Here is an 11831-nt window from a genome sequence, read left to right as displayed (position 1 = left end):
CCCATGTGCCTTGGCATTCCCGGACGGATCGTCAAGATCGACGACCCTGTGAAGAAACTGGCGACCGTCGACGTCAGCGGCGTCAGGCGCCAGATCAACATCGCCTGTATCGTCGACGATAACCATTCGGTCGATGACTGTGTCGGCGATTGGGTGCTCGTGCATGTCGGCTTCGCCATGAGCCGCATCGACCAGCGCGAGGCGGCGGAGACGCTGAAGATCCTTGCCGAGCTCGGCGAGGCGCAATCCGAAATCGAGGCCATGCGGCTCTCGGCTGCGCAATAGCTGAGCCGCGCAAACACATTGCTCGCCGACGCGCGCGGTTCGGCCGCGCAGAAGGGACCAGCGCAATGAAATATGCCGACGAATTCCGCGACCGCGAGAAGGCGGCGATTTTGATCCGGGAGATCGACAAGCTCGCCGCCACGATAGAGATCGCCAAAACCCGGCCAATCAACATCATGGAAGTCTGCGGCGGACATACCCATTCGATCTTCCGCTATGGACTGGAAGGCCTGCTGCCCGGCGCCATCGAACTGGTGCATGGACCGGGCTGCCCCGTCTGCGTTCTACCGATGGGCCGGGTCGACGACTGCGTGTCCATCGCCGAGCGGCCGGAGGTCATCTTCGCCACCTTTGGCGACGCCATGCGCGTGCCCGGATCGAAAAAAAGCTTGCAACAGGCCAAGGCCCAAGGCGCCGACGTCCGCATGGTCTATTCGCCTCTCGACGCGCTCGGCCTGGCCCGCAAAAATCCCGGCCGCGAAGTGGTCTTCTTCGGGCTCGGCTTCGAGACCACCATGCCGTCGACCGCCTTGACGGTGCTGCAGGCCGAGGCTGACGGCGTCGAGAATTTTTCGGTGTTCTGCAACCACATCACCATCGTGCCGACGATGAAGGCGATCCTCGACAGCCCCGAGCTCAACCTCGACGGCTTCCTTGGACCCGGCCATGTCTCGATGGTGATCGGCGCGGCGCCCTATCAATTCATCGCCGATGTCTACAAGCGGCCGATGGTGATCGCCGGCTTTGAGCCGCTCGACGTGCTGCAATCGATCTGGATGGTGCTGAAGCAGATCAAGGAGGGCCGCGCCGAGATTGAGAACCAATATGCGCGCGTCGCCCCCGCGGCGGGCAACGCGGCGGCGCTGAACGCTGTCGGCAAAGTCTATGAGTTGCGCGAATTTTTTGAATGGCGCGGCCTCGGCTCCATCGATCATTCCGGAGTGAAAATCCGCGACGAATATGCGCGTTTCGACGCGGAGCGGAAATTCGCCATTCCCAACGTCAAGATCGCCGATCCGAAATCGTGCCAATGCGGCGATGTGCTGAAGGGCGTCATCAAGCCGTGGCAATGCAAGGTCTTCGGCGCAGCCTGCACGCCGGAGACGCCGCTCGGCGCGCTGATGGTGTCGTCCGAGGGCGCCTGCGCCGCCTATTATCAATATGGCGGCGTCAAGCGCCATGGCGCCAGTGAGGCGGCTCCGCAACTGGCGACAGCATCATGAACATGCATCCAATTTCGCCGCGACGCGCGCTGGGGCGCGTTTTCGTGCCGATGGTGACGCTCGCCCATGGCGGCGGCGGCAAGGCGATGAAGGATCTGATCGACGACGTGTTCATCAGCGCCTTCGCCGATGCGACGCCGCAAGTGCTGGAAGATCAGGCGCGGTTCGACCTTGCGGGCCTCGCCGCGCACGGCGACCGGCTGGCTTTCACCACCGACAGTTTTGTCGTCGATCCGCTGTTCTTCCCGGGCGGCGACATCGGCAAGCTCGCGGTCTGCGGCACGATCAACGATCTCGCCGTCGGCGGCGCCAAGCCCCTCTATCTCTCCTGCGCCGTGGTCATCGAGGAAGGGATGCAGGTGGAGCTGCTGCGTCGCATCGCGCAATCCATGGCGCATGCGGCGCGCGAGGCGGGCGTTTCCATCGTCACCGGCGACACCAAGGTGGTGCAGCGCGGCGCCTGCGACAAGATCTTCATCACCACGACGGGCATTGGCGTGATCGCGCCGGGCGTCGACCTTGGCGTCGATCGGGTGAGGCCCGGCGACGGAATATTGGTCAATGGCCTGCTCGGCGACCATGGCGCCGCCATCCTCTGCGCGCGCGGCGACCTCGCGCTGGAGACAGCGATCGAAAGCGACTGCGCCGCGCTGCACGGCTTGATCGCGGCGCTGCTGCGGGCCGCGCCGGGCGCGCGCTGCATCCGCGACGCGACGCGCGGCGGCCTCGCCACGGTGCTCAATGAAATCGCCGACGCCTCCGGCGTCTCGATCGAGATCGAGGAAGCGCTGACGCCGCTGCGCGAGGAGGTGCGTGGTTTCTGCGAAATCCTTGGCCTCGACCCGCTCTATCTCGCCAATGAGGGCAAGATCGTCATCGCCGTGCCGCGAGACGAGATCGCCGCGGCGCTGGCTGCGCTCGGCGCGCATCCGCTCGGCGCGGGCTCCGCGCTGATCGGCTATGCCGGCTGCGGCGAGCCGGGGCGCGTGACCATGCAGACCGTGTTCGGCGGGCGGCGCATCGTCGACATGCTGGTCGGCGAACAGCTGCCGCGAATCTGTTGAGGGCCGAGGGAAACGCCCATGCATGAACTCGGCATCACGCGCAACATCGTCTCGATCGTCGAAGAGGCGGCGAAGGGACGCCGCGTTACCCGCGTCACGCTCGATGTCGGCCAGCTCTCCGGCGTCATGCCCGAGGCGATCCTGTTCTGCTTCGACATCGTCGCAAAGGGAACGCTGCTCGACGGCGCAAAACTCGACATCAACAGCATCGCGGGGCGGGGGCGCTGCCGCGCCTGCGGGAGAGCCTTCGAGACAAGCACGCTGTTCGAGCCTTGCGGCTGCGGCTCGCGCTCGATCGAGCGGCTTGCCGGCGAGGAGTTGAAGATAAGAAACATGGAAATCGAGGAGGCGGCCTGATGTGCGGAACCTGCGGCTGCGGCGCGAAGACGCAAGCGACGATCCTCAATCTCGAGACCGGGGCGGAAACGACATTGGACGGCCATGTCCGTTCGCACACGCAAGACGATGGCTCAGCGCGCCAGCATGAGCATAGCCGCCCTCATGCGCATCCGCACGACCATGGCGCCGACCATGTTCATGCGCGTCATCACAATCACGATCACATGCACGATCACGAGCACCTGCACGATCATGAGCATGGCGACCACGATCATCAACATGATCACCGTCATGACCATGACGACGGCCATGCCCGCTCTTCGGTGATCGAACTCGAAGCGCAGATCCTCGCCAAGAACGATGCGCTCGCCGCCAAAAATCGGGGCTGGTTTCTGGGCCGCGAAATTCTGGCGCTGAACCTTGTCTCCTCGCCGGGCGCGGGCAAGACGACGCTCTTGGAGCGCACCATCCGCGACCTCAAAGACAAGATTCCGATCTCGGTCATCGAGGGCGATCAGGCGACCTCGAAAGACGGCGAGCGCATTCGCGCGGCGGGCGCCGCCGCCGTTCAGATCAACACCGGCGCCGGCTGCCACCTCGAAGCGGATATGGTTGAAAAGGGTCTCGCCGAATTGAAGCCGCCCTTCGGCTCGATGGTGATGATCGAGAATGTCGGCAATCTTGTCTGCCCGGCGCTGTTCGATCTTGGCGAAAGCGCCAAGGTGGTGATCCTCTCGGTCACCGAAGGCGACGACAAGCCGCTGAAATATCCGCATATGTTCAAAGCTGCCGAGATCATGATCGTCAACAAGGTCGATCTCCTGCCTCATGTCGATTTCGACGTCGGCGCGGCGATCGACAATGCGATGAAGGTCAATCCGGCCATTCTGGCGCTGCGCGTTTCGGCAAGAACCGGCGAAGGGTTGGACGATTGGTACGCGTGGCTCGATCGCCGCGCGCGGGCCTGCCGGCTTTGAACGACGTTCGCGCGCTGCGCGATTCCAGGCTGGGAATGAGGGTTTTTTGGAGGATTGGACAGATGAAACCGACTCTTAAATTGGCGCTTCTGGCGCTCGCGCTCGCCGGACTTCCAATCAGCGCGGACGCCCATGTCGGGCTCGGCGACGCCCATGGCTTCATGCATGGGTTCAGCCACCCGCTCGGCGGCCTCGACCACGTCCTTGCGATGGTCGCCGTGGGCATGTTCGCGGCCTATCTCGGCGGACGCGCGCTTTGGCTGACGCCTGCCGCCTTCTTTCTGATGATGGGCGTGGGCGGCGCGCTCGGCCTTGCCGGAGTGGCGTTGCCCTTCGTCGAAATCGGCATCGCCGCCTCCGTCATCGTGCTGGGGCTTGCCGTCGCCCTGCAATGGAGCTTGCCGACCGTCGCCGCGATGGCGCTTGTCGGCTTTTTCGCAATTTTTCACGGCCACGCCCATGGCGCGGAAATGCCCGCTGACGTATCCGGGCTCGACTATGCGCTGGGCTTCATGCTGGCCACGGCGTTGCTTCATGTCGCCGGCATCGGCATCGGGCTCGGCGTCGGCCGGATCGGCGCGCAAACATCCCGCCTCGCCTTTCGGGCCAGCGGCGGCCTGATGGCGCTGGCCGGAGTCGGCCTCCTGACCGGCTATCTCTAAGCCCTGCAATCGGCGCGACGGGGCGGAACCGAACGCTCCGTCGTGCTCATCATGCCCGGCGGAAGGGATCAAAGCGATTGAAATTCCTCTCCGCCCAGCTTGTCTGAGAAGCCGCCAGTGGGCATTTCTTGCTCGGTCAGTTTATATGAGGGCATGCCGTGTTCCGGCGCCTCCGAATCGAGCAAGGTACAAATCATGGAAATCGTCGCCACCCTCTCTGAGATTGACCAACGCATCGCCGATATAAGGGAGAATATCCGCGTGCTCACCGAGCAGGCAGCGGCGTTTTCCGGCGCGGCCGACGAGGATCGCACATCGGACAGGATCGCCGAGCAGGAAGCGCTGCTCGCCGAGCTCCTGAAACATCGCGAAACCCTGACGCATTAATCGGTGATGGCCGCGAGACAAAAATCCATCATTTGGTCGAGCGTTGGCGTCGTCTTCCTGCGGCGCTCCTCAATTAAGCGAGGATGAGGGAATCGAACGCAGGCGTTGTGCACGAGAATCGCCGCCAAATCGCTATCGTTGACGCGGAACTCCCCCGTGTGGGCGCCCTGCGAGATGATCCCGGATAGCGTTTTCTCGATTGTCTGAACGTGATCGGCGGCGCTCGGCCAGCTTTCGTCAAATGCGATTTCGATCAGCTCATGCAACGCTGGGTCGAAAAGGAAGCGTCGCGCATTGCTTTCCTCAATGGCGGTGATGCACGCTCGCAATCTATCGCTCGCTGAAGCCCGGCGTTTGGCAATGGCGATGACGGACGCTTCCATTTCATTCAACAATCGGCGTCCAACGGCGTCGTTAAGCTCCGCCTTCGTGCCAAAAAAGCGATAGATATTTGCCGGCGACATACGAAGCTGGCGGGCGATGTCCTTGATGGTTGTTTTTTGAAATCCAACCCGTCCGAATAATGTCAATGCAACGTCGATAATTGCGTCTCGAGTGCCATTTTGGGTGCGGCGAGCGTCGATTGAGGCGGAATGTGTCATCTTCGATCCCAAAGAGATAGGTTAGCCACATGGCTATCTCTCGACGCCCGTGATGGTTAGCGACATTGTCATCGTAAAATGAGCTGAAAGAATCCCTTTCTTATTATTAAGATGACACGCTTTTTCGACACTGAACAGCAAAAAACATCCCGATTGCGCGAGGTTTGACCTTTGCGTGGGTAGAGTTGGCTAAGCCAGAACTTAATTGGCCTATTATAAAACTTGACGACCGTGTCGCCCTATCTATGGCAGACAATTTCTTTATAATACTTATCGCGTTATATATTGCCCGCATAAGCGACAAAGCCTTGCAACCGAGCGATCGTAGAAAAAGCTGCGGTTTATTCAAATATTTCTTAAATCGATGTTTTCTGGACCAAGCTATTGGAATAGAATTTGTCTCGGAATAAGCAAATATAGCAAAAGTCGTAACTTAAGGAATATACTTGGTTTTACGTGTACAATCTCGCCTCGAGGCCTTAGCCGAGCAGGTTCGTCGCCAAGCTTGCGCCGGCTTCCGACAGCGCGTCAGGCGCATTCCCTTGTCGAAGGGGGTTTGTTCAACTCGGGCGTCCAGCCCGTCAGACGCTGGTAGTGTGAATTGATCGCGTTATAGCACTCGCAAGTGGCCTCACGGAGCCCTTCCAGGTCGAGAATTTGGATGTGGCCTCTTCGATAGCTGATCAAGCCCGCGCTCTGAAGGCTGCGGGCCACCAATGTGACGCTGCTGCGCTGAACGCCGAGCATCTCGGACAAAAACTCCTGCGTCAGCGGCAAGCTGTCGCTCTGGATCAAGTCTCGCACTTGCAAAAGCCAGCGGCAGAGCCGCGCCTCTAATTCATGTACGGTGTTACATGCGGCGACCTGTTGCACATGCGCGAATATCGCCTGCTCGTAGGCCGCAAGCAATTTGCGAAGCGTTTCGCTTCGATCCACCAGGCCTTTGAGAGCCGACCGCTCGCCGACCATTCCTGAGCCTTCGGCCTGGCCTATTGCCTGATTGAGCGCAACTGAACCATCCAGCAATGCGCTGGCGCCGATCACGCTGTTTCTGCCAAACATCCCAGCTTCCACGAATTGTCCGCTGCTTACGCCTACGATAAGCGAGACCACGCCGCTGGACGGGAAATAGACGCGATCGATGATGTCCTCAGCCCTGTAAAATATGACCCCCAGGGGCAATTTCATCGGCCTCAAATGAGTGCGCAGCAATTCGCCGTCTTTCGACGACAGGGACGCGAGAAAATGATTGGGCGAGTTCGAAAAAGGCATAATGGCTCTCCGCACCAAATGGGAGGGGAGCACAGGAATGTCTCTCAGCCGCCGGCGCGTTTAAGAGGTCTGCTGCCAACGATAATGCTAGAATAGCATGAAACGGCGTCAGTGGCTACGCAACATTATTTCTTCGCTCTGTCGTGCGCCCGACGGACGGTAACCCATATAGAGTGTACTAATACTTTTCAATGGTCACGGCTCTTGGCAATATTCTCAACCTTTGGTTGGAAGATGCAGTGCATGAGGAAGATGTGAACTTATGGATAGCCATACGCTTTCGATTTTAAGCGAAGTTCTTCAGCAAGCGGAAGCTAAGCTTTCGACTGAAGGCCTGACGGATGAAGTTCGGACTGGCCTTGCCACACGGATTCTGATTGTGGCTCAAACTGGCGAACGCGATCCAAAGCGATTGCTAACGGCGGCGCTTTATTGGGCCAGAGCTCGCACAAACGATGCTGAGGCGGCCGCGCTCGCGCTTGCCGAAACAGAAACTCAGAACGCTGCCGACCGTCGCCCAGGGCTTCCCAATTATTCAGAGCCGCTCAGCGAGAGACTCGGGCTCGTCTGAAGCTAACGAGTTCAAAGCCGACGTCCGACGGTTTGGAACGACGGCTATGGACGCTCTATCAAATATTTTCGCCGACGCGTCCCTCGGTCGATTAACAGCGTCGCTCAACTTCCGGCAAGGGCGCGCCGCGCATCTCGGCGCGATGATCCCCCGCCAACGCGCGCCACAAGGCGGCCGGGAAGACTGAAGGCGCCAACCGGAAGTTATCGTCGCGCTTTGGCCGTGTTTGGCGATTTCAGAGAGCTGCGAGTCAAAATCCTCATCCGACTCGTCAAGCGAAACGTGGCGACCCCGCGATGATGGGCATCCGTCAATATGATAGACGCCATTTGGCTGGGGCGACAGCCAAAGCCAATTGGCGAGCCGGCGAATATAAGGCTTGGACTAGGCCACTCCGTCGGATAGCCGACCGACAAACCGAAGACCATCGGTTAGGGCTTTGCATCCTTTGGTGCTATCTTCGAATGATCGTCGGCAGCTGGACACAGGACGCCGACGGCTGAGAGACATTTCCGTGCTCCCCGCCATGCTTTGCGGAGAGCGCTCTTGTCAGCATTTTCGGATTCGCCGAATCATTTTCTGTCGTCACTTTCCGAGAGCGACAGCGCGCTTTTTCAGCCGCATTTGCGGCCGATGGAATTGCCGCAAGGCGCCATCCTGTTCAGCGCGGAGCAGTCGATCAGCCGCATCTATTTCCCGCACGGCGGCGTCGTTTCGATCGTCATTGGGCTTAGCACCGGCCAATATATTGAAGCTGGCATGTTCGGCAGAAATAGCGTGATCGGCGTCGGGGCGTTGCTGGGTGAGCCCTTCGCTATTAATCAGGCGATCGGGCAAGTTGGGGGAAGCGGCCTCGTCGGCGAAACAACGACGCTGAAGCGCCTCGTCGAGCAAAGCGAAACGCTACGCCCTTTGATCGCCAAATATGAACAAAGCACGGTGGCGCAAATCCAGCAGGTGGCCGCCTGCAACGCCGTGCATACGTTGGAAGAGCGCCTCAGCCGATGGCTGCTTCAGGTGCGCGATCTGATCCAGAGCGAGGATCTTCCTTTGACGCAGGAATTCCTGTCCCAGATGCTCGCGGTTCAACGCAGCAGCGTCACGCTCGTCGCCCGCTCGCTGCAGGAAGTCGGCTTGATCACCTATCGGCGCGGCCGAATCCATATCGTCGATGGCGACGGCCTGAGCGAGACCTGCTGCGAATGCCACGGCGCGATCAACGCGCATTTCCATCGGCTGATCGGATGGAAGCCCTAACTAGCTAGGCGGCCATTTGCTGCAAGGCTTCCACGACGTCCGCCGGCCGATACGGTTTGGCAAGAAACCGGCCTCGAACAGGAATGTCCTCGGGCGACACCAGGCGCCGTCCCGAGGTGAGGATCAGATCGATCGGAGGCCAACGGCCTCGAATGGCGCGCGCGAGCTTCACGCCATCCATGGAGCCCGGCATTTCGATGTCGGTAAAGACCACTCGTATGTCGGTCCTTTGCTCCAGAATCAGGATCGCCTCGTCGGCGTTTCCTGCAACAAGAGCGGTAAATCCGGCATCTTCGATAATGCAAACCGCATTCATTAAGATCAACGGCTCGTCTTCGACGATCAGAACGACTGTCCCGGATTGAAAATACTTGTAAGGAGACATCATGGGGCCCGAGCGTTCCTGACGAGGGCGGTGCAGCGTCCCCAACTGTAAAGGTTCGCCTGCTCAATGTACGATACCCGACATAGTTCCTCGGGCCCTCGCCGTTCTTTTTGATTCGCCGGCTGACGCTTGGAAGGTCGACGAGCGAATCGGCTCTGGCCTATCTATCCTTCGCGGGGCGCTCGCCTCCCAGCCTCGCGCTGGTCTCAAGCCGTTTTCGGCGATGAACTCGATGCGGCCCTCAATGCGGCGGCGATTGCCGATCGCTTCATTCGAAGCCGAAACGTCGCGCGCTGGCTTTCAGCCGCTTGGCGGCAGCGGATGAAGCGAAATCAAGCGGGCAAAGAGCGCGTCCGCGCTCGCGTCGGGAGTCGAAGGACGCCTGCTCTCGCGACTTCGCCGGCGTCATTGGGCGCGCGACGTGAAAGGCGCCCCGGAAAGGAAGCCAGGTTTTGAGCCTGGCTTCCATCCGTGCAATGCGGGCTGACGTCGGGAGCCCCCCGCTCGCCCGGAGCGCATCTGCCTCGGTCGTCTACGCTCCCCAGATATCCACTTCTGGACAATTGATAGATATGCCCATTTTTCATTTTACGATAGAGTTTTGTCGGGTACCAGACATAATTATTGGTGACCAGAGGCTCTTGGGCCACATCCATCCACGGGGTCGATCCGCGCACGCCGATCGGCGCGCCGACGGATGCATAAAAACTTTCCAAATCGGAAACGCAGCAGCGGAATTACACGTGACAATGCGTCACGCATCGGCTATTTAGCCTCACGCTAAATGCGCGCGCTGTTCTGTAAATCGGCGCTATGTCCAAGTCCTGGGAGGACGCCGATTGCATGCTTGCGCCGCTCCGCGGCGCTTCTCATGACGCGGTCGTCTTCGGACGGCTGATCTGCAGGCAAAGCGCGCAAGAGGATTTAAGGGTAGAAGCCGGACTGGGGCGGGAATGCCATGCATTCTCGCCCCTTTCTGTTGGAGCTTTTCCGCTTGGCTTTCGTGGCGCTTATTTTGGCGTCGTCGCGGCGTCGGGCGGGACGGCCGGCGCGTCGGCCCGGCGCCGCCCCCCCGAGCGGGCGCGTCTGTTCGCCCCGCCGATTCAGCGCGCCGACATTGTCGTACATCTCGATGCAGGTCAAAATCTCGACATAGCTCGGCATGGGCGAAATGCCCTGGGCGATGCAGGTCGAGCGGGTCTCCGGCTTGTAGCGCGACCAGTCGCGTTGCAGCTGCGCATAGGCGTCGTTTTCATCCTGCATGCAGCCTTTGAAGGCGAGCTTGGCGTCGCCGCCGCCGCCAAAATCACCGGCTTCCTTGCAGGATCGCGCGACATCGAGTTTTGGCGCGCCCTCGGCCATCGCGCGGCCGGCAGACAAAGAGAGCAACGCCAAAGCCAGCGTCGCAGACAGGCGTTTCATGCAAATCTCCTGCGCGTTCGATTGCGCGGGGGCGAGCCTTGCGCGACTCGACGCGCAATCGCCAAAACCTTCCGACGCGTGGCGCAATCTGGACTGACGCCTCGCGTTCTGCAAGCCGCGCCGGTTGTCGCAGCCGCCCGCGGCGGCGCGCTCCTGTCCCTAGCCCGTTCTTTTGTCGACGCTTTCGGTCTCAAACCGGCAATCTCCCCTTTCGCATCGGGGCGCGGCGCAGCATAAAGATCGACGCGGGTCTGGCTGCAAGGGAGAAACAGGAATGGCGAAACCGACCGAGGCCGACGCCGAAGCCGCCGTGAGAGTGCTCATCGAATGGGCCGGCGACGATCCCGATCGGGAGGGGCTGCTCGACACCCCGCGGCGGGTCGCGCGCTCCTATCGGGAACTGTTCTCCGGCTATGTCGCCGATCCGCGCGCCTATCTCGAACGGACGTTCGAGGAGGTCGGCGGTTATGACGAACTGGTCGTCTTGCGCGACATCCGCGTCGTCAGCTTCTGCGAGCATCACATGCTGCCGGTGCTCGGCCGCGCCCATGTCGGCTATCTGCCGACCAACAAGGTCGTCGGCATCTCCAAGCTGGCGCGCGTCGTTCATGGCTTCGCGCGCCGCCTGCAGATTCAGGAAAAACTCACTGCCGAGATCGCCGACGCCATTCAGGATATTCTGGAGCCGCAGGGCGTCGGCGTCGTCATCGAGGCCGAACATAGCTGCATGTCGCTGCGCGGGGTCAATACGATCGGCGCGACGCTGATCACCAGCCGCCTGCTCGGCGTCATCCGCGACGATCCCCGCACCCGCGAAGAATTTCTGCGGCTGACGCGGGGGACATAAAAATCTTCAGCGCAGGGCGGCGAGGCCGATCAGACCGCCGGCGAGAATGAACAGAGATGGATTGACCCGCTTGACGAAGGCGACGCCAAGAAACGCCCCGACGGCGAGCGCAATCGTCGCCCAGCCGTCGATCGCCGTCCGCGCGATGGCGATCACCCCGGCGATCATCAGCCCCACCACCAGCGGCGCCATGCCGTCCTGAAGCGCGCGGCGCCAGGGCGAGCCCTCGAAATGGTCCCAGAGCCGGGATCCGACGAAAGAGATGAGGCCCGCAGGCAGGAAGAAGCCGAGAAACGCGAGGAAGGCGCCAAGAAAGCCGGTGACGTGATAGCCGATCACGATGACCATCAGCATATTCGGACCCGGCGCCATCTGGCCGAGGCCATAAATGTCGCGGAACTGATCGTCATTCAGCCAATGATGGGTCTCGACCACCAGCGTCTTCATTTCCGGCAGCACGGCCGAGCCGCCGCCGACCGCCAGCACGGACAACAGGGCGAAGACCCCGAATACGCCGAGATTTTGATCCTGCATGCGG

The 11831-nt window shown here is 60.8% G+C and carries 15 protein-coding genes; 10 read left to right on the top strand and 5 right to left on the bottom strand.

Annotation, left to right across the window (positions count from 1 at the left end; translation table 11 throughout):
- Nucleotides 1-3: 3 nt before the first annotated feature.
- The 7 genes from MSIL_RS19055 to MSIL_RS19025 all read left to right on the top strand — a co-directional run bounded on the left by MSIL_RS19055 (nt 4) and on the right by MSIL_RS19025 (nt 4937).
- On the top strand, nt 4-285 hold the full coding sequence (locus MSIL_RS19055) for a HypC/HybG/HupF family hydrogenase formation chaperone (protein WP_012592702.1): 282 nt from the start codon (nt 4-6) through the stop codon (nt 283-285).
- A gap of 65 nt (nt 286-350) precedes the next feature.
- Nucleotides 351-1508, top strand: a complete 1158-nt coding sequence (gene hypD, locus MSIL_RS19050; RefSeq protein WP_012592701.1) for a hydrogenase formation protein HypD — start codon at nt 351-353, stop codon at nt 1506-1508.
- A complete protein-coding gene (gene hypE, locus MSIL_RS19045) occupies nt 1505-2572 on the top strand; it encodes a hydrogenase expression/formation protein HypE (RefSeq protein ID WP_012592700.1) in 1068 nt (355 codons plus the stop codon). Before hypD ends, hypE begins: the two co-directional genes overlap by 4 nt.
- A gap of 18 nt (nt 2573-2590) precedes the next feature.
- The gene (locus MSIL_RS19040; protein WP_012592699.1) at nt 2591-2929 is read left to right on the top strand and encodes a hydrogenase maturation nickel metallochaperone HypA/HybF; all 339 of its coding nucleotides are present in this window, start codon (nt 2591-2593) and stop codon (nt 2927-2929) included.
- The gene (gene hypB / locus MSIL_RS19035) at nt 2929-3888 is read left to right on the top strand and encodes a hydrogenase nickel incorporation protein HypB (RefSeq protein ID WP_012592698.1); all 960 of its coding nucleotides are present in this window, start codon (nt 2929-2931) and stop codon (nt 3886-3888) included. The genes MSIL_RS19040 and hypB overlap by 1 nt, the downstream gene beginning before the upstream one ends.
- A gap of 62 nt (nt 3889-3950) precedes the next feature.
- Nucleotides 3951-4550: a HupE/UreJ family protein gene (locus MSIL_RS19030; RefSeq protein ID WP_012592697.1), complete on the top strand. Its 600-nt coding sequence runs from the start codon at nt 3951-3953 to the stop codon at nt 4548-4550.
- Between the two features lie 195 nt (nt 4551-4745).
- Entirely contained in the window at nt 4746-4937 is a 192-nt protein-coding gene (locus tag MSIL_RS19025; protein ID WP_012592696.1) for a hypothetical protein, read from the top strand.
- Here MSIL_RS19025 and MSIL_RS19020 read toward each other — a convergent pair.
- Nucleotides 4934-5539, bottom strand: coding sequence for a TetR/AcrR family transcriptional regulator (locus tag MSIL_RS19020; protein ID WP_012592695.1), 606 nt, complete (start codon nt 5537-5539; stop codon nt 4934-4936). The genes MSIL_RS19025 and MSIL_RS19020 overlap by 4 nt on opposite strands.
- Before the next feature lie 528 nt (nt 5540-6067).
- The gene (locus MSIL_RS19015) at nt 6068-6811 is read right to left on the bottom strand and encodes a Crp/Fnr family transcriptional regulator (RefSeq protein ID WP_012592694.1); all 744 of its coding nucleotides are present in this window, start codon (nt 6809-6811) and stop codon (nt 6068-6070) included.
- A gap of 262 nt (nt 6812-7073) precedes the next feature.
- On the opposite strand from MSIL_RS19015, the gene MSIL_RS19010 reads away from it, so the two are divergent.
- Both MSIL_RS19010 and MSIL_RS19005 read left to right on the top strand, forming a co-directional pair.
- Complete coding sequence (locus MSIL_RS19010; protein WP_012592693.1) at nt 7074-7382, top strand: hypothetical protein; 309 nt, start codon at nt 7074-7076, stop codon at nt 7380-7382.
- 546 nt (nt 7383-7928) lie between these two features.
- The gene (locus tag MSIL_RS19005; protein WP_012592692.1) at nt 7929-8639 is read left to right on the top strand and encodes a Crp/Fnr family transcriptional regulator; all 711 of its coding nucleotides are present in this window, start codon (nt 7929-7931) and stop codon (nt 8637-8639) included.
- Nucleotides 8640-8643: 4 nt separating this feature from the next.
- Here the strand turns inward: MSIL_RS19005 and MSIL_RS19000 are convergent, their stop codons facing one another.
- Both MSIL_RS19000 and MSIL_RS18990 read right to left on the bottom strand, forming a co-directional pair.
- Nucleotides 8644-9027, bottom strand: a complete 384-nt coding sequence (locus tag MSIL_RS19000; protein WP_012592691.1) for a response regulator — start codon at nt 9025-9027, stop codon at nt 8644-8646.
- Nucleotides 9028-9948: 921 nt separating this feature from the next.
- Complete coding sequence (locus MSIL_RS18990; RefSeq protein WP_012592690.1) at nt 9949-10446, bottom strand: hypothetical protein; 498 nt, start codon at nt 10444-10446, stop codon at nt 9949-9951.
- A 274-nt stretch (nt 10447-10720) separates the two neighbouring features.
- Between MSIL_RS18990 and folE the strand changes: the two genes are divergently transcribed.
- Complete coding sequence (gene folE / locus MSIL_RS18985; RefSeq protein ID WP_012592689.1) at nt 10721-11293, top strand: GTP cyclohydrolase I FolE; 573 nt, start codon at nt 10721-10723, stop codon at nt 11291-11293.
- A 6-nt stretch (nt 11294-11299) separates the two neighbouring features.
- Here the strand turns inward: folE and MSIL_RS18980 are convergent, their stop codons facing one another.
- Entirely contained in the window at nt 11300-11827 is a 528-nt protein-coding gene (locus MSIL_RS18980; RefSeq protein WP_012592688.1) for a chromate transporter, read from the bottom strand.
- Between the last annotated feature and the right edge of the window lie 4 nt (nt 11828-11831).

The sequence above is a fragment of the Methylocella silvestris BL2 genome (assembly GCF_000021745.1).
Classification (GTDB): Bacteria; Pseudomonadota; Alphaproteobacteria; order Rhizobiales; family Beijerinckiaceae; genus Methylocapsa; species Methylocapsa silvestris.
Note: the sequence above shows the minus strand (reverse complement) of the source record. Positions and strands in the feature narration are given on the sequence as shown.

What these genes read in the sequence shown, in the direction of transcription:
- MSIL_RS19020 (WP_012592695.1), bottom strand. Translation starts at nt 5,539, where the DNA reads ATGACACATTCCGCCTCAATCGACGCTCGCCGCACCCAAAATGGCACT.
- MSIL_RS19025 (WP_012592696.1), top strand. Translation starts at nt 4,746, where the DNA reads ATGGAAATCGTCGCCACCCTCTCTGAGATTGACCAACGCATCGCCGAT.
- MSIL_RS18980 (WP_012592688.1), bottom strand. Translation starts at nt 11,827, where the DNA reads ATGCAGGATCAAAATCTCGGCGTATTCGGGGTCTTCGCCCTGTTGTCC.
- MSIL_RS19015 (WP_012592694.1), bottom strand. Translation starts at nt 6,811, where the DNA reads ATGCCTTTTTCGAACTCGCCCAATCATTTTCTCGCGTCCCTGTCGTCG.
- MSIL_RS19040 (WP_012592699.1), top strand. Translation starts at nt 2,591, where the DNA reads ATGCATGAACTCGGCATCACGCGCAACATCGTCTCGATCGTCGAAGAG.
- MSIL_RS19055 (WP_012592702.1), top strand. Translation starts at nt 4, where the DNA reads ATGTGCCTTGGCATTCCCGGACGGATCGTCAAGATCGACGACCCTGTG.
- MSIL_RS18990 (WP_012592690.1), bottom strand. Translation starts at nt 10,446, where the DNA reads ATGAAACGCCTGTCTGCGACGCTGGCTTTGGCGTTGCTCTCTTTGTCT.
- MSIL_RS19030 (WP_012592697.1), top strand. Translation starts at nt 3,951, where the DNA reads ATGAAACCGACTCTTAAATTGGCGCTTCTGGCGCTCGCGCTCGCCGGA.
- hypE (WP_012592700.1), top strand. Translation starts at nt 1,505, where the DNA reads ATGAACATGCATCCAATTTCGCCGCGACGCGCGCTGGGGCGCGTTTTC.
- hypB (WP_012592698.1), top strand. Translation starts at nt 2,929, where the DNA reads ATGTGCGGAACCTGCGGCTGCGGCGCGAAGACGCAAGCGACGATCCTC.
- MSIL_RS19000 (WP_012592691.1), bottom strand. Translation starts at nt 9,027, where the DNA reads ATGATGTCTCCTTACAAGTATTTTCAATCCGGGACAGTCGTTCTGATC.
- MSIL_RS19010 (WP_012592693.1), top strand. Translation starts at nt 7,074, where the DNA reads ATGGATAGCCATACGCTTTCGATTTTAAGCGAAGTTCTTCAGCAAGCG.
- hypD (WP_012592701.1), top strand. Translation starts at nt 351, where the DNA reads ATGAAATATGCCGACGAATTCCGCGACCGCGAGAAGGCGGCGATTTTG.
- folE (WP_012592689.1), top strand. Translation starts at nt 10,721, where the DNA reads ATGGCGAAACCGACCGAGGCCGACGCCGAAGCCGCCGTGAGAGTGCTC.